The sequence below is a fragment of the Tritonibacter aquimaris genome, from assembly GCF_009617595.1.
Taxonomy (GTDB): Bacteria; Pseudomonadota; Alphaproteobacteria; order Rhodobacterales; family Rhodobacteraceae; genus Epibacterium; species Epibacterium aquimaris.
This window is the reverse complement of record NZ_WIXK01000014.1, coordinates 22868-38397: the sequence shown is the minus strand read 5'-3', so window position 1 is coordinate 38397 and position 15530 is coordinate 22868. Positions and strand designations below refer to the sequence as shown.

The 15530-nt window shown below is 54.5% G+C and carries 15 protein-coding genes; 12 read left to right on the top strand and 3 right to left on the bottom strand.

Features of this window, described 5'->3' with window-relative positions:
* The 5 genes from GG681_RS17055 (at position 1) to GG681_RS17035 (ending at position 7453) form a co-directional block, all read left to right on the top strand.
* Positions 1 to 945 carry a hypothetical protein gene (locus tag GG681_RS17055; protein ID WP_153549249.1) on the top strand — a complete coding sequence of 315 codons (945 nt, stop codon included), beginning with the start codon at positions 1 to 3 and terminating at the stop codon, positions 943 to 945.
* 884 nt (positions 946 to 1829) lie between these two features.
* Positions 1830 to 1991 (top strand): GmrSD restriction endonuclease domain-containing protein, encoded by a 162-nt coding sequence (locus tag GG681_RS17050; RefSeq protein ID WP_153549248.1) that lies wholly within the window; start codon positions 1830 to 1832, stop codon positions 1989 to 1991.
* 79 nt (positions 1992 to 2070) lie between these two features.
* Positions 2071 to 5466 carry a DEAD/DEAH box helicase family protein gene (locus tag GG681_RS17045; RefSeq protein ID WP_153549247.1) on the top strand — a complete coding sequence of 1132 codons (3396 nt, stop codon included), beginning with the start codon at positions 2071 to 2073 and terminating at the stop codon, positions 5464 to 5466.
* Positions 5467 to 5499: 33 nt separating this feature from the next.
* The gene (locus GG681_RS17040) at positions 5500 to 6414 is read left to right on the top strand and encodes a GIY-YIG nuclease family protein (protein ID WP_153549246.1); all 915 of its coding nucleotides are present in this window, start codon (positions 5500 to 5502) and stop codon (positions 6412 to 6414) included.
* 118 nt (positions 6415 to 6532) lie between these two features.
* Positions 6533 to 7453 carry a hypothetical protein gene (locus GG681_RS17035; protein WP_153549245.1) on the top strand — a complete coding sequence of 307 codons (921 nt, stop codon included), beginning with the start codon at positions 6533 to 6535 and terminating at the stop codon, positions 7451 to 7453.
* Positions 7454 to 7556: 103 nt separating this feature from the next.
* On the opposite strand, the gene GG681_RS17030 is transcribed toward GG681_RS17035, so the two are convergent.
* Positions 7557 to 7877 (bottom strand): hypothetical protein, encoded by a 321-nt coding sequence (locus GG681_RS17030; RefSeq protein ID WP_153549244.1) that lies wholly within the window; start codon positions 7875 to 7877, stop codon positions 7557 to 7559.
* Between the two features lie 91 nt (positions 7878 to 7968).
* On the opposite strand from GG681_RS17030, the gene GG681_RS17025 reads away from it, so the two are divergent.
* The 7 genes from GG681_RS17025 to GG681_RS16995 all read left to right on the top strand — a co-directional run bounded on the left by GG681_RS17025 (position 7969) and on the right by GG681_RS16995 (position 13737).
* Complete coding sequence (locus GG681_RS17025) at positions 7969 to 8481, top strand: MarR family winged helix-turn-helix transcriptional regulator (RefSeq protein ID WP_153549243.1); 513 nt, start codon at positions 7969 to 7971, stop codon at positions 8479 to 8481.
* Between the two features lie 152 nt (positions 8482 to 8633).
* Positions 8634 to 9131, top strand: coding sequence for a flavin reductase family protein (locus tag GG681_RS17020; protein ID WP_153549242.1), 498 nt, complete (start codon positions 8634 to 8636; stop codon positions 9129 to 9131).
* A 364-nt stretch (positions 9132 to 9495) separates the two neighbouring features.
* The gene (gene rpsD / locus GG681_RS17015; protein ID WP_153549241.1) at positions 9496 to 10116 is read left to right on the top strand and encodes a 30S ribosomal protein S4; all 621 of its coding nucleotides are present in this window, start codon (positions 9496 to 9498) and stop codon (positions 10114 to 10116) included.
* Between the two features lie 250 nt (positions 10117 to 10366).
* On the top strand, positions 10367 to 10936 hold the full coding sequence (locus GG681_RS17010; RefSeq protein ID WP_153549240.1) for a PA14 domain-containing protein: 570 nt from the start codon (positions 10367 to 10369) through the stop codon (positions 10934 to 10936).
* 112 nt (positions 10937 to 11048) lie between these two features.
* Positions 11049 to 12146 (top strand): histidinol-phosphate transaminase, encoded by a 1098-nt coding sequence (hisC, locus tag GG681_RS17005; protein WP_153549239.1) that lies wholly within the window; start codon positions 11049 to 11051, stop codon positions 12144 to 12146.
* Entirely contained in the window at positions 12143 to 13057 is a 915-nt protein-coding gene (locus tag GG681_RS17000) for a prephenate/arogenate dehydrogenase family protein (RefSeq protein WP_153549238.1), read from the top strand. Before hisC ends, GG681_RS17000 begins: the two co-directional genes overlap by 4 nt.
* Positions 13057 to 13737: an extensin-like domain-containing protein gene (locus tag GG681_RS16995; RefSeq protein WP_153549237.1), complete on the top strand. Its 681-nt coding sequence runs from the start codon at positions 13057 to 13059 to the stop codon at positions 13735 to 13737. The genes GG681_RS17000 and GG681_RS16995 overlap by 1 nt, the downstream gene beginning before the upstream one ends.
* 98 nt (positions 13738 to 13835) lie before the next feature.
* Here the strand turns inward: GG681_RS16995 and GG681_RS16990 are convergent, their stop codons facing one another.
* Entirely contained in the window at positions 13836 to 14420 is a 585-nt protein-coding gene (locus GG681_RS16990) for an NAD(P)H-dependent oxidoreductase (RefSeq protein WP_153549236.1), read from the bottom strand.
* A gap of 85 nt (positions 14421 to 14505) precedes the next feature.
* On the bottom strand, positions 14506 to 15501 hold the full coding sequence (locus GG681_RS16985) for a DUF2125 domain-containing protein (RefSeq protein WP_153549235.1): 996 nt from the start codon (positions 15499 to 15501) through the stop codon (positions 14506 to 14508).
* Positions 15502 to 15530: the final 29 nt, after the last annotated feature.

Sequence of the window (15530 nt, the reverse complement as noted above, 5' to 3'; positions counted from 1 at the left end):
ATGAGAGGAGAATTCTGTGGTGTTCGTTCCGAAATCATCGAGGGTGTCTTTCTCCCCCTGGAAGACTCCGACGAAGTTGATGGCTCACTATTCTTGGACTTGTTTAGGGATACTGTTCCAAGGCCTTCTGCGCCGCAGGAGCCGCAACCTTCAGAACTCAATGAAGAGGGAGAGATTTTTCTGCCGGGCGATGTAGAGGCGCGCGAAGCCTATGACATGGCATTTGCAGTTTTCCAGGAAAAGCTTGAAGCCTACAATGATGCCTCATCTCGTGAGGATCTTGCTTGGGATTATCTGCAATCCTTCTATGCGGACGAGCAGACCACCGAGCTTCAGATTGTGCAGGCCTTGGAGGCTTCATTTGATGTAGTGGAAGATTTTGGTGGGGATCCTCTTGCCAATGAATACTTCAATACTCTTGAGAGTTTCCTTGATAAGTTCAGTTTGAGGTATGACCTGCGTCGTCCAGCCAATGGGAATGGCTTGACCCTGCATCCAACATTGCCAGGTGTATTTGCTAAACTTGTTCGAGACCTGCGGACGGCAACGAGCCAAGATGAGGCCCTGGCTTTGCTCATAACCGACTTCGAAGATTCCATCAGGGATTTGAAGGATGATCGTTCCTCTCGGCGCATTCGGCAATGTATCGAAGCCGAGTTCAAACTTCTCGAGGAACTGGCGGCAAAAGTTCCTGGAGTAGAGCGGGATTCATTGGGGCAAATGACACATCACATTGATAGTTGGCCCCATGCCACCGTTCGCGCGGCAATCAGCAACCTGTATGGTTTTGCGTCGAACTATCCTGGTATCCGCCATGCCGGCAATCCTGAAAGCCGCCTTCGTGAAATCGATATGCGAGACATGGTGGCGATGACCGTTGTCCTGGCCGGTTTCACACCATACCTGACCGATCTTTTGAACGCGGATGCCATCTTTGCGGAATGATTGATGCTGGAACCAGAACCGCATTCCCTTTCGCTCCCTGGAACCATGTTGGAACGCGGTTTCTGGCTATACATGTGACGGCAGCGGGTCGGCTCAGCGACTTTGCTCAACGTTGGGCGGACTGGGGATGAGAGTAGAGGAAGGATGAGCGATGGATGATAGAGCGCGGATTTACGAAATTAACAAAATTCTGAAGATGCACGGTATTGATCACGGCAAGCGAGAGGCAGCCTTTGGCCTCCTCTGGATCGTATTGCATCCTGAATCAAAATCGACATTAACCAAGACCATATGTGACGATGGAAGCATCCTCAGATTTCAGCGCTGGACACTATCTAACAATGGACGGGACAGCGAAATGAAGGTCGAACTCTCATGACCTGTCCACCCGCGAAATCCCTCACCATGATGTAGAGTCTGCCACCCCTGGAAACCTGATATGCTTATTCTGCAAAGTGGTGTGCTGGTGCCTGGTTTCAGAGAGCGATGTGAAAGGTGACACTTTTTCAGAATGCGAGCTACGTGGATTTGGCAATCATCGTCGCAATGGTGGTTGTGACCCTGGTCAGCCTCAGGATCCTGTGCCATTTTCTGAACACAGCAGGAAGGGGTTTCGACGACGAACCGGCGCTGATCGACCATTGGGATTTCTCCTTCTATGGATCAACTTTTCCGAGGTGGATGACTTTGAGGCGCACTGACCGAGACGGGATGTCGTCGTCGCCCTGGAAAAGAAACTCGCCGATACGTTGAAAAGTGTCGATTATGATGTTCTGAATAAAGTGCATTGCAGGAGGCCGATCGATGAGTCGTCATGGAAAAAGTGAAAGAGCATTTCTGCCAGGTTTTTCCTGATCTTAAGAACGGTATTTGAGACATTATTCATGAAAGCAACTGACGCAAACCTCTTAGCCTTTATTAACGCGGCCCCGCAGATTGTGATTCCGATCTTCCAGCGCACATATTCTTGGACCGAGAAAGAATGCCGACAGCTCTGGGATGATATCCTGCGTGCGGGGCAAACGGAAACACAGAGGTCAAAATGACAGACCTTGAGCAACTGCCATACGTGATTGGCTTGGTTCGCCAATCACTCAATCGGCCACTTGGAGAGGGTTTGGCGATATGAGCCAGTTTCGTTTTCTCGAAGCAGAATTTTCCCAGTTGTTTGAGCTGTCGGGCAAGGCTGAATCTGCAGCTCTCTCGGATCCTCGTGGGGCATGTTTCTGGGCGCGGCTGACACTTGAAACAGCCATGAAATGGCTCTACCGCCGCGACCCCGCGTTGAGGAGGCCCTACAATGCTACTCTTGCAGCATTGATTGCCGAACCAAGCCTTGCAGCTCTGACTGGGCCAGGAATTGTCGCCAAAGCGCGGTACATCAAAGATCAGGGCAACCGAGCGGCCCACGACAGCGGAAAAAAGATCAGCTCCCAGGATGCGGCTTCGACTGTCAGAGAGTTGTTCCATATCTGCTACTGGATAGCCCGGACTTACGCGAAAGGTGCAAAGCCTGACCCGGCGTTGAAGTTTGACACAGGCAAGCTCGAAAAGACGCTGACGATCACAGCGAGCACTGTTCAGCAGATCAAGGAACTTGGTGACAAGCACACAGCGGCCCAGAAAGCTCTGGAGGATGCCGAAGAAGCCCGTAAGGCCTCGGAGGAAGGGCGGAAGGCTCTTGAGGAGGAGCTGGCCTCTCTGAGGGCTGAGGTCGCTGCTGCACGTGCAGCCAATCAGGCAATTCCTGATCCTCATGATTATGACGAAGCCGCAACAAGGGATTCTTTCATCGACCTTCTTCTCTCGGAAGCAGGCTGGCCTCTCGACCAGGAACGTGACCGTGAGTTTCCAGTTCTTGGCATGCCAAACCAATCAGGCAAAGGATTTGTTGACTACGTGCTATGGGGCGATGATGGAAAGCCCCTGGCAGTTGTTGAAGCGAAGAGGACCAGGAAAGACAGCCGAATTGGGCAACAGCAGGCAAAACTTTATGCGGATTGCCTTGAGAAGATGTACGGTCAGCGTCCGGCCATTTTTACGACGAACGGGTATGAGCACTGGTTCTGGGATGACAAAATGTACCCGCCTCGACAGGTGTCGGGTTTCCTGAAGAAAGACGAGCTGGTCCTTCTTCAGCAACGGCGTGCGACCAGGAAAAACCTCGGGAAGATTGCTGTAGACGAAGATATCGCAGGTCGCTTCTATCAGCAGCGGGCCATACGTCGCGTCGGGGAGGCATTCGAAAAAGACCGGCAACGCAAGGCCCTTCTGGTCATGGCAACCGGCAGCGGAAAGACCCGGACAGTCATCGCCTTGATTGACCAGCTTATGCGCGCGAACTGGGTGCGTCGGGTGTTGTTCCTCGCGGATCGGGTGGCTCTGGTCAAACAAGCTCATGGCGCTTTCAAAACCCATTTGCCTTCTGCTCCAAGCGCGAACCTCTTGGAGCGCCATGATCCTTCAAAAAACGATCACGCCGGAGCGCGCGTGATGCTTTCAACCTATCCGACTATGATGGGATTGATCGATGAGGTGAAAGGGGGCGAAAAACACTTCGGACCAGGGCATTTCGATCTGATCGTCATCGATGAAGCCCACCGCTCAGTTTACCGGAAGTACCGAGCAATTTTTGAGTACTTCGATAGTCTGTTGGTTGGGCTTACTGCTACCCCAAGGGACGAGATCGATCGGGATACATACTCACTCTTCCAGCTTGAGCGGGGAGTTCCTACGGATGCATATGATCTGGATGATGCGGTATCCGACGGTTACCTTGTCCCACCTAAATCAATTTCTGTTCCCTTGAAGTTCCAGAGAAGCGGCATTTCTTACGACGAACTTTCCGAAGAAGAAAAAGACGAGTGGGACAACCTTGAGTGGGACGAGGAAGGGAATGTTCCTGACCACGTTGATGCCGGAGATTTGAACGAATGGCTGTTCAACAAAGATACCGTGGACAAGGTTCTGGAACACCTGATGGTCAATGGTATCAAAGTCTCCGGTGGGGATCGGCTCGGAAAAACTATTGTCTTTGCCAAGAGCAGCAAGCATGCCCAGTTTCTCGTCGAAAGGTTCAATGCCAACTACCCGCACTACCAGGGAAAATTTGCCCAGCTAATAGACTATAGCGTTCCCTATGCTCAGTCTTTGATTGACGATTTTTCCGAGGCTGAGAAAAACCCAAGCATCGCCGTTTCAGTCGACATGATGGACACCGGTATCGATGTTCCTGAAGTGTTAAACCTCGTATTCTTCAAGATTGTTCGCTCCAAGACGAAGTTCTGGCAGATGGTTGGCCGAGGCACACGCTTGTGTCCGGACTTGTTCGGGCCGGGGGAGGACAAGCAGGAATTTCTGATTTTTGACTTTTGCCAGAACCTGGAATTTTTCCGCGAAAACCCGAAGGCGATGGACGCAGCGGTGGCAAGACCAATAGGAGAACGTTTGTTCACAGCAAGGGTCGATCTGATAGGCGAAATTCAGGACCAGGACGAACCGCACGAAGAACTAATTTCCGGATTGAAATCCCGGTTGTCTGATGAAGTGCGGGGCATGAACACGGAAAATTTCCTGGTTCGCGCCAAACGGCGTGCCGTTGAGGAATTCCAGAATTCGGAGAATTGGGAGCACCTCAGTTTGGACGATCGGATGACGCTCTGCGATGATGTCGCTGGGCTGCCAAGTTCTTTTAAGGATGATGGGCTGCCGGCTAAACAGTTCGATTTGTTGCTTCTCAGTGCCCAACTTATGCTTCTGCGTGCGGACACAGGGTTTGCCCGCCTCCAGGACCGGATTGTCAAGTTTGCGACATCCTTGGCGACGCTGACCAATGTACCTGCGGTTTCTCGGGAAATGGAGCTCATCCTGGAAATTCAAACGGATGAATTTTGGGTCGATGTAACCGTTGAGATGCTGGAAGACATCAGGAGACGACTTCGCCTGCTTGCAGATCTTATCAAACCCCAGGAACGCAAAATCGTCATCACTGACTTTGAGGACGAAATTGGGCGCGGTGATCAGATCGATTTGCCTGATGTCGGCAGCGGTTTCGACAAGGCGCGCTTCAAGATGAAGGTGCGGCGGTTTATCGAAGAACACTCCGATCATGTAGCTCTTCAACGGATCAGGAGAGCGATCCCAGTGACGGAACAGGATCTCAGCGAGCTTGAGGGAATGCTTGTTGAGTTGGGCGTAGCCGAAGAAGTCAATTTGGAACAGATCAAGGCTGAAAGCGGCTTGGCAAGCTTTTTGAGATCGTTGACTGGTCTTGATCGCTCAGCTGCCAAGTCCGCGTTCTCTGACTTCGCCTCTCACCACCAACTCAGCGGGGATCAGAACGAGTTCATCGATTTGCTGATTGATTTCCTTTGCGAGAACGGTTCGATTGACCCAAGGCTGTTTTATGACAGCCCATTCACAGACCTGGATGATATGGGAATCGCAGGAGTTTTTTCCGCTTCTCAAGCTCAGGAGATCATCAAAATTGTGCAATCGATCAACCGCGCAGAGGCGGCTTGAGCTACGCAATACCCGCAATAGAAAGGCGATCGCATGAGCCCGAGGAAAGGTCGGTCCATTGAATTATTCTTCCACGATGGTGATCCAGATGGCATGGTGACAGCTACCATTCCCTTTCAATGGACCGGGCACGTGCTCCGTGTCCCACGCGGAAAAATTGATGAAGGGCTGAAGGAACCTGAAGCCAACCAGCCGGGAATTTACATCCTAAGCGGAAATTCCACTGAAGGCCCCAACCTCTATGTTGGGGAGACCGACGAAATCCGAAAGCGGATCAAACAACATATTCAGGAAGGAAAAAAAGATTGGTGGGATGACGCAATTTTCGTAACGGCGATCGGTGAACCCTTGAACAAGGCACATGCTCGCTATCTCGAGTATCAGGTCCACACAAAGGCTCTGAACGTTGGGGTGGCCAATGTCGATAACGCGAAGACCACGACCGAAAGCCCGCTCAGCAAAGCAGCGCAAGCGCATATGGACGGCTTCCTGGATAACCTTGAAATGATCCTAAAGGCGTTGGGGTACCATTTCTTGGATGATCGAACCAATCGCTCGGAGCTCCTAAAAGTCTCTGAAGCTGAAAGAACCGATCGGGTTGAGTTCGTTTTCGCGGTAAAGAAATCAGGTGTCGCTGCAAGAGCCGTGCGAGAAGGCGGGCATTTCATTGTATTGCAGGAATCTACTGCGAAAAAAGAGTGGCAGAGCCCAGAAAGCCATCTGAGTTACTCGGCTCTCCACGAAAGCCTTATAAAGCAAGGGGTATTGGTACCGGACGGGGATGTACTTCGCTTTGCTGCTGACTACAGATTCTCAAGTCCAAGTGCGGCGGGCGCGGTCATTGCGGGACGAACTGTGCGCGGGACGACAGACTGGAAGGTTGCCGATACAGGTCAGAGCTACCAACAATGGGAGCAAGCTCAATTTCCGAAAGAGGAAGATGCCTAAATGATATTTAGATCCTGAAAATACAAAGGTGTGGAATTTCGACGAAACGCCGCTGGGTGACGTGGGTCACACGTAATTTTTTTGAATTTAACTTGCTGCGCGAAGAAGAGCTATCAAAATGGGTTCCCAAGAGCTTTCTGCTACTAATGAAAACCTTTTCCAGCATGCGCTCGCGCCAACTATGCGTTGGTTGATTGCGACGGCGCTTGATGGTTCGACCATGACCTATGGCGCGGTCAAAGCAAGACTCGAGGCTGAAGAAGGTTTTTCGACAGTGTTTGCGACACGAATTGGCCTTGTAGCTGGCACGCTGATGGAGCGAATTCAGCAAGTGGATGCCAATGCGCCGCTTATCAACGTTCTGGTGGTGAACCAAGAAGATCGAATGCCGAGCGAAGGTGCCGGTTCTTTCATGGCTGCGCGGTTCAAGAAACCAAAACTCAGAATCTCAAACTACAAACAGTGCTCACCTGAAAAGTGGCGGAGCTACTTTGAACGTGCCGCTGCGGAGGTGTACGCCACGTCGGGCGAAGAGTGGGCGCAGCTATATGAGAGGGTTTTCGACGAGGAGTTGTCCAAAGGTGAGATTGCGATCGAACGGAGGAAACGCCAAAACGGCAAAGAGGATGACTTCGGGGCAGGAGACAGAAAATATGGATCTTGTGGCGAAAGCAAATTCCATAAGGAGCTTCGCCTTTGGGTGACCAGGAACCCGCAAAAAATTCGGGGATCATTTTCTGGTGCTCGAACCGACACCGAAGTCGCACTGGATTCTGGCGATCGCATCGATGTCGTTTACCATCTCAAGGATCGAACAATCGTACTTGAAGTCAAGTCGCGGATCTCGAATGACGTGGACCTCCGGCGCGGAGTGTTCCAGTGCGTCAAGTATCGTGCTGTTAAGGCCGCAATGGATGTGCGTGAGAATGTACCCGTTGAAGCGATACTGGTTACAGAAACTGATCCGCCTGGCGAAATAAAAGCCCTTCTGAAACAGCACCAGATCAGTCACCGAAAAGTTCCTTTCGAGCGCAGGTAAATCTGGGTTAGCAGTTAAGCTGAACTATCTGGCTTCCAACAGAGTTGTACTGAGCTTTTGGGCACCCATGAGCAAGCACGCCTTCACTTGACGTTCGGAATTTTCAGCCCGTGGCATTCCTGATGGCCTTGTCCACCGCGTTCCTCGCCTGCGTTCTACTCACACCTGTGGCTCTTTGAACTTCTGTTACTACTTCCTTTCTGGCGGCCAGGGCTTTTTCGACACCCAGTTTTCTAACCAGCCTCTCGGCCTCTGTTCTTTGCAGGCTCAATTTGGGTGAACGGACATTCTCCCACGGGAAAGGCTTTTTAATTTCAACGGCATAGTAGTTCTCACTTTTATCCCATTCGGCCCGCCACTCAGATTTGCCAATACTTCTAATCCCGGCTTTTCGAATATCCTCATGTTCTCCTGACAAATACACGCGCGCGCCTGGCCTCTGGAGGTTCTTTGGCTTTTGTCCTGCCCGCTTGAATGCTACAGCGGGGCGGGATCAGGAGGAGAGGGCGCGCGACATGACACAAGATCATCAAGAAATGGATGAGACGCGGCGAGCCGCGCTGGCGCAGTTGGAAGAGCACCTGTCCTTTCGTCTGTCACGGTTGAACAAGCTGCTGGATATGCATGCCACACGCAATTTGACGCAATCCGATCTCAATCTGACCGATTACCGTATCCTTTTGGTGCTTAGCTTGTTTGGTGAAACCAGTGCGGCGGATCTTTCGCGTCTGATGGTGATTGATCGGGCGCAGATCAGCCGATCAGTTGGGGCCTTGATCCGCGCTGGGCATTTGTTAGAGCGTGGCGATCCGCGCAGCCGTCGCCGCAAGCTTTTGAGCCTCAGTAAAATGGGGCAGGCGGCGCTGGCGCGGGAAAAGCCGTTTTTTGAGACCCGTCAGAAGATGTTCGAAGACATTTTGAGCCCGCAGGAGCTGGAAGGTTTGATGGCGGCAATCGATAAATTGTCACGCCACATGGCTGGGGCGCTGGATCACCCGGAAGCCATCCCATTGACCGCAGCGCGATAGCGACATCTTCGAGCACAAAAGCGATATATATCCGAGCCTTACAGTCGAGAAAATGCCAATTGGTGTTAAAACCTGCCTGCTTGCTCTAGTCGTGCGGGGCGAATCCTGATTTATCATGTCCAATGTTGGAACTTTGAGGTTTGGTGCCGGTTATGCTGCAGTTTACTCCCAATGCGGAAAACGCCCGATTGCTGCGGGATGCCTTTGGGCGTTTCGCCACCGGTGTCACCATCATTACAGCCTCTCATGAAGGCAAGGCGATCGGGATCACCGCCAATAGTTTTTCATCCGTGTCGATGGATCCGGCATTGGTACTGTGGTCCGGAAGCCGGGAGGCGGGCCGGTTTGGCTATTTTGAAGCTGCAGACCATTTTGCGATCCATATCCTTGGCGCTGATCAATGTGATCTCTGCTGGCAGGTGGCCAAAGACGCCAAGGCGCTGCAGGGCATGGATCTTGCGCAAAATAGCGAGGGGGTGCCGTTGATTGATGGCGCGCTCGCCCGGTTTGAGTGCAGCAGCTATGCCACCTATGATGGCGGTGATCATGCGATCTTTGTCGGTAAGGTGCTGCGCGCGAGCCTGCGTGACGATGGCGAAGCGCTTGCGTTCTTTAAGGGCCAGCAGGGGCGGTTTGTGCAGGAAGGCTGATCGGGGCCGATGGGGTGGAAAGCGAAGGCTTTAATCCCGGTGACGCGGATCTGAAAATGTTGACTGATCAGGACCATTACACGCCTCGCTGACGTGCTGGCGCGCCGAAATTTCGGTCATGCGCGCCGGGGGCTGAACTGCGGCGCCAGCGCGGTGCTGGCATATGCCGCCTGTTAGTCGCTGATGTTGCAGCTAGATAGCTGTTGACTCCCCCATACTTTCCGATAAAAGCGCCACTTCATTGGTGTTGGTGGCCCTCGCAAGGGGATGCCTGTCATGGGATGGGGTCTTTCAGATCTGCCCAAGAGGACAACGCCCTTCATAGTGGCCTTTCTGGCCTCGTTTTATCGAAGGAGATCAGCGTATGACTAAACGTACCGCTGCCAAGTACAAAATTGACCGCCGTATGGGCGAAAACATCTGGGGCCGTCCGAAGTCCCCGCTGAACCGTCGTGAATATGGCCCCGGCCAGCACGGTCAGCGCCGCAAGGGCAAACTGTCCGACTTCGGTATCCAGCTGCGCGCCAAGCAGAAGCTGAAAGGCTACTACGGCGACCTGACCGAGAAGCAATTCCGCCGCATCTACTCCGAAGCTGAGCGTGTAAAAGGCGACACCGGTGAAAACCTCATTGGTCTGCTGGAGCGCCGCCTGGACGCAGTTGTTTACCGAGCGAAATTCGTGCCGACCGTATTTGCGGCGCGCCAGTTCGTGAACCACGGCCACGTGGAAGTAAACGGCAAGAAAGTGAACATCCCGTCTTACCGCGTTAAAGAAGGTGACGTGATCTCTGTTCGCGACAAATCCAAGCAGCTGGCTGTTGTTCTGGAAGCTGTTCAGCTGGCAGAGCGTGATGTGCCTGACTACGTTGAGGTAGACCACTCCAAGCTGACCGCGACTTTTGTTCGCGCGCCTGGCCTGGCGGATGTACCTTACCCGGTCATCATGGAGCCAAACCTGGTTGTTGAATTCTACGCGAAGAACTAATCTTCGCCGACGTTCAAAAGATTTCGAAAGGGTCGCCTTGGTGCGGCCCTTTTTCTTTTGGGTAACCTGTGCGCGCCCCGTGCACGGCGGCCTGTCCACACCCTGTGCCTTGACGGTTGCACCTATACGCGGTTTTTCGCGCCGCAACCCTTGGCGTTTGCCAAAATCGAATAGGCTTTCTAATCTCGAACGGGATGTACAGAGAGACGGTGGGGCCGGTTGGCCTGAAACACGTCCAAGGGGAGATGATATGACCAAGAAAATGATAGCCCTTGTGCTGGGGGCGCTGGGCTGTGCACAGATGGCATTGGCCGCGCCTTTGAAGCTTGAGCCTGCGGATCCACAACCCAGCAATCTGAAACCGGGTCTTGCGGTGCAATATGCCTATCCGTCGGATGTGAAGAGCCTGAAATCTGCTGCCAATGCACTGCGGTATCAGGTCGAGGCGGGGGCTCCGATCGCGGGGCTTGATCATTCTGACACCGCCATCGGTGAAAAGGTGATGACCTCGAAACGTTCAGAGCGCGTGGTTGCTGACATTAAAGGCTATATGCATTTTGAGGCGGCCGGGACCTATACCATTGATTTCCTGACCAATGATGGGCTGCTGGCCAAAGTTGGCGGCCAGGTTGTGGGTGAATTTGATGGTCGCCAGTCCTGTGACACCACGTTTGCAGTGGATGTCGAAGTGCCAAAGGCGGGCTGGTATCCGCTGGAAGCACTTTATTTTCAGCGCCTCAATACCGCCTGTCTGCATATGCGAATGGGAGGAGCCGGCAAGCGGGTGACTTGGGTGCCAAATTCAGTCTTTGGTCACTAACTTGCGCAACAGGCGCGGCTAAATTTCACAAGATTGCGGGGAAGCGTGCTCTTGCTGCTTTCCCATTTGCGGCGGTGTCGATATGAGTGGGGCGATTAAAGGAGCCCAAGCTATGACGCAGATCACACCGCAGCCCGGAATCATGGAGATTGCCCTCTATCAGGCAGGCAAATCCCATGTGGCCGGACAGGAGCGGGTTATCAAGCTCAGTGCAAATGAGAACCCGCTTGGCCCAAGCCCAAAGGCAATTGCCGCAGCACAGGCGGCGGCCCCGGATCTGCATCGATACCCAACCACGGATCACGCATCCCTGCGCGCAGCCATTGGTGACGTGCACGGGCTTGATGCCGATCGGGTGATCTGCGGTGTTGGTAGTGATGAGGTGCTGCAGTTTATAGCGCAGTCCTACACAGGGCCCGGTGATGAGGTGATCTATACCGAACACGGGTTTTCCATGTATCCGATCCTGGCCCGTCAGGCGGGGGCAACGCCTGTGTGCGTGCCGGAAACGGAACGCCGTGTGGATGTGGATTATATCCTGAACGCGGTGACAGAGCGCACGCGGCTGGTGTTTCTGACCAATCCGGGCAATCCCACCAGCACCATGATTTCAGATGCAGAAGTGGCGCGGCTGATCGAGGGGCTACCGCAGCATGTGCTGTTGGTGATTGATGGTGCTTATGCGGAATTTGTACGGGGTGATGTGCCATTTAATGGGGGTGCGGCCTTTGTCGATGCGCATCCCAATGTGATCATGACGCGTACCTTCTCCAAGGTTTACGGGCTGGGTGGTCTGCGTGTTGGCTGGGGCTATGCCCAGCGAGAAATCATTGATGTGCTCAACCGGGTGCGCCAGCCCTTCAACCTGTCGAACCTGTCTCTGGCCACGGCTGAGGCAGCACTGTTGGACCGCGACTACCTTGCGCATTGCCAGCAGGAAAACGCCAAATGGCGCGACTGGCTTGCGGCAGAGCTGGCCGCGGTTGGCGTGGCATCAGATGAGAGCCAAACCAATTTTATTCTGGCGCGGTTTGCGGATCAGGCTGAGGCTGATGCCTGCGATGCAGTGCTGCAATCGCGTGGGGTGATTGTGCGCAAGGTGGCAGGGTACGGCATACCCGAAGCGCTGCGCATCACTGTCGGCGACGAAGAAGGCTGCCGCGCGGTGGCGGCTGCAATCAAAGCATTCAAGGAAGGTGCGCGCGCATGAGCGAGGTTTACGGGCGCGTTGCGCTGATTGGTCTGGGGCTCATTGCTTCGTCAATGTTTTGGGCGATGAAACGTGCAGGGCTTGCTGGCGAAGTGACAGGTTATGCCCGCAGCGCAGAAACACGTGAGACCGCGCGCCGGATTGGCCTGTGTGACCGGATCTGTGACAGCGCGATTGAGGCTGTGAAAGATGCAGATCTTGTGGTGCTCTGTGTTCCCGTTGGTGCCATGGGCCCCGTTGCGGCAGAGATCGCACCACACCTGAAGGCGGGCGCAACCATCAGCGATGTGGGATCCGTAAAGCGCCATGTCATTGATGCAGTTGCCCCACATCTGCCCGAGGGGTTGCATTTTGTACCCGCGCACCCGCTGGCAGGAACCGAGCATTCCGGACCTGAATCCGGTTTTGCAGAGCTTTACGACAACCGCTGGTGCATTCTCGTTCCTGTTGAAGGCACAGACCCGGCAGCCACCGCAAAGCTGCGTGCATTGTGGGAGGGGATGGGTGCCAATGTGGATGAGATGGACGCCGATCACCATGATCTGGTGCTGGCGGTCACATCACATGCGCCGCACCTGATCGCCTATACGATGGTAGGCGTGGCCGATGATCTGCGCCGGGTGACTGACAGCGAAGTGATCAAATACTCAGCCGCGGGCTTTCGCGATTTCACCCGGATCGCCGCGTCGGACCCAACCATGTGGCGCGACGTGTTTTTGACCAACAAAGAAGCCACGCTGGAGATACTTGGCCGTTTTACCGAAGAGCTTTTTGCATTGCAGCGCGCCATTCGCACCGGCGACGGGGAGCATCTTCACGACTATTTCACCCGCACCCGTGCCATTCGCCGTGGCATTATTGAAGCGGGGCAGGATACGGCCGAGCCAAACTTTGGCCGGGAAAGCACCTGATGAAAGCGCGTTTGATTGCTGCATTGGTGTTGATGGCGGGTCCGCTTTTTGCGGAGGAGAGCCTGCCGTTGTTTGATGTGGCCGCGATTGCGCCGCCTGCCGCGACAGGCATTTTGCCATATCAAGGTTCAGAACCCGCATTATTTGGTCGCCGCAAACGCAAGCGCAATGCGATCTGTGGCGATCCCGATTTGACCGGTGAAGTGGTTGGATCTGTGCCTGGAAAACTAAAGGGCTGCGGAGCGCAGGATGCCGTGCGCATCAGCGCGGTGTCTGGTGTCAGCCTCAGCCAGCATTCGGTTATGACCTGCGAGACCGCACAAGCGCTGAAGACCTGGGTCGAAAAAGGGGTGCAGCCCGCGTTTCGCAAGAAAGTGGTTGGGCTGCGTGTGGCAGCACATTATTCCTGCCGAACCCGCAACAATCGTCCGGGCGCGAAGATCTCAGAACATGGGCGCGGGAAGGCAATCGACATTTCCGGCTTCATTCTGAAAAACGGCGAGACCATTACAGTTCTGAAGGGCTGGAAGAAGCGCAAAACCCGCAAGCAATTGGAAAAGGTGTGGAAAGCAGCCTGTGGCCCGTTTGGCACTGTTTTGGGACCACGTGCAGACCGGTATCATCAAGATCACTTCCATTTCGATACGGCCAGTCATCGCAGCGGGCCCTATTGCCGCTAAGGGCGGGCTCCCGCGCCTCAAGGGGGCTTGCGCCCCATTCGAGCCTTGGGCCGAGCACCACGCTTTTCGCGTGGTGCGGTTGCGCTCCGGCCGGGCGTTTATGATTTGTGCGCAGGTGTTGGCAAGGTACGGCCAAGTTCATGGGCACGTGTGAGCAATCCTTCGCGGCGCTTGGCTGAGCCTTCAGCGCCGCACAGCAGTTCCAGCCGACGCGGCGCAAAGCCGAAATAGCCAAAGGTGCCATCGAGCCATATGCGATCAAGCGCGGCGCGGTAGCCGTTTTGAACAACCTCATCTTCGCGCGCACCCGCAGGCACAAGCAGGAGGCCCGAACGTGGTCTTTGCAATGATTTTTCCGCATCATCGAGTTGATCATAGGCCCATTTCCAGGCCCAGACCCGTTCAAGCCAGCCTTTGCTCATAGCGGGCATGCCCCACCAGAACAGCGGAAAAAGAAAGCAGATCGCATCGGCGCGCGCGATCCGATCCTGCTCTGCGATGATATCGGCTTGCGGCGTGCCTTTGGCGTCGGCCAGGGTCCAGCGTGGGTCAAATCCTTCCGCATGAAGGTCGGCGCATTCAGTGCTGTGACCTGCGATTTTGCAGCCTTCGACAAATGATTGTGCCAGTGCTGCGCTAAAGGAGTTGGGATCCGGGTGATCCAGAACGGTTAAGACATGCATGATTGAGATCCTATAAAACAAATCGCACCAATGTGAGTGCGATCTGTTTGTGGAAGCTCAACCATGGTTTAGGTCAAGCGTGATTTTAGCGCAGGATGAACCGCGGGGCAGGGCCCAAAGGGAGCGGCCCCAAAAGCATCTGACCACGACTGAAGCCGAGTTTTGCCTCAAGCTTGTCCGGATGGCCGCTGCGTCCGGCCAGAATGGCAATCAACCGTTCCAGATTGCTGCGGGTTTTGGCGGCGAGCACGCCGCTTTCTTCCAGAAGCGTCAGCATCTCGCGCCAATGATCGGCCTGCAGCGTGATGGCGCCTTCCGCACGCCCTGTTTCATCAATCGTGAGCGCACCAGTGGCCCGAATGCGCATCGGTCCCCATTTGCCTTCTGCTTCGTGTAATGAGATCTGGCGCGGTTGCGGGCGACGTAGTTCCAGCGCACGGCGATCCCATTCCGTGTCAAATTCCACGGTGGCGGACAGGGCGAGGCGGTCAACCTGTGCAGGCAGGGCAGGCAAAAGCTGTTCGCGCAAAAGACCCTGCGGCGCGAAGCCGGTAATTTCGCCTGAGATATCGTAGGTTGCCGTCGCATCGCTTTCGACCATCGAAAACGCAAGCGCTTCGGCGGAAATCGTGGAGTTTGTTGCATCCGTCAGAGCGATAGCATCTGAGGCGAGGCGGAGCTCTTGCAGGCTAAGCGCGGTGCCCGGAGCCAGATCCAGACTGGCGACAAGACCCTGCGCCAGAAGCGTCAGTGTTTGGTCAAAATAGGACAGGCGCTGGGCTGTCTCGGCAAAACGCAGGTTTTGATGCGTCGGGGAAAGAGCTGCGCTGTCAAAGCTGATCCAATCAGCCGACCAGGCGGTGCCGGTGCCGGGATCTGCCAGTGCGGGATTAGCGATCGTTGTGATGTGACGATTGGGGAAACCAGCGGTATCAAGCTGTTCAAATTCCGCATGCCAGCCTTCACGGACACGTTCCTGAAACCAGGTTTCAAACCCTTGGCGCAGTGCCCAGGCCGCCAGACCCCAATAGCCCCCCCACAGCACGGACGCCACAATAAGACATTTGATTAGCCTGCGCATGCCACACCCCTTTTCGCGCTTGTGAAATG

Excerpts from the sequence above, each read along its gene's own strand:
- GG681_RS17055 (WP_153549249.1), top strand. The coding sequence starts at position 1 with ATGAGAGGAGAATTCTGTGGTGTTCGTTCCGAAATCATCGAGGGTGTC.
- GG681_RS16990 (WP_153549236.1), bottom strand. The coding sequence starts at position 14,420 with ATGCATGTCTTAACCGTTCTGGATCACCCGGATCCCAACTCCTTTAGC.
- GG681_RS17025 (WP_153549243.1), top strand. The coding sequence starts at position 7,969 with ATGACACAAGATCATCAAGAAATGGATGAGACGCGGCGAGCCGCGCTG.
- GG681_RS17020 (WP_153549242.1), top strand. The coding sequence starts at position 8,634 with ATGCTGCAGTTTACTCCCAATGCGGAAAACGCCCGATTGCTGCGGGAT.
- GG681_RS17040 (WP_153549246.1), top strand. The coding sequence starts at position 5,500 with ATGAGCCCGAGGAAAGGTCGGTCCATTGAATTATTCTTCCACGATGGT.
- GG681_RS16995 (WP_153549237.1), top strand. The coding sequence starts at position 13,057 with ATGAAAGCGCGTTTGATTGCTGCATTGGTGTTGATGGCGGGTCCGCTT.
- GG681_RS17035 (WP_153549245.1), top strand. The coding sequence starts at position 6,533 with ATGGGTTCCCAAGAGCTTTCTGCTACTAATGAAAACCTTTTCCAGCAT.
- GG681_RS17045 (WP_153549247.1), top strand. The coding sequence starts at position 2,071 with ATGAGCCAGTTTCGTTTTCTCGAAGCAGAATTTTCCCAGTTGTTTGAG.
- GG681_RS17010 (WP_153549240.1), top strand. The coding sequence starts at position 10,367 with ATGACCAAGAAAATGATAGCCCTTGTGCTGGGGGCGCTGGGCTGTGCA.
- rpsD (WP_153549241.1), top strand. The coding sequence starts at position 9,496 with ATGACTAAACGTACCGCTGCCAAGTACAAAATTGACCGCCGTATGGGC.
- GG681_RS16985 (WP_153549235.1), bottom strand. The coding sequence starts at position 15,501 with ATGCGCAGGCTAATCAAATGTCTTATTGTGGCGTCCGTGCTGTGGGGG.
- hisC (WP_153549239.1), top strand. The coding sequence starts at position 11,049 with ATGACGCAGATCACACCGCAGCCCGGAATCATGGAGATTGCCCTCTAT.
- GG681_RS17000 (WP_153549238.1), top strand. The coding sequence starts at position 12,143 with ATGAGCGAGGTTTACGGGCGCGTTGCGCTGATTGGTCTGGGGCTCATT.
- GG681_RS17050 (WP_153549248.1), top strand. The coding sequence starts at position 1,830 with ATGAAAGCAACTGACGCAAACCTCTTAGCCTTTATTAACGCGGCCCCG.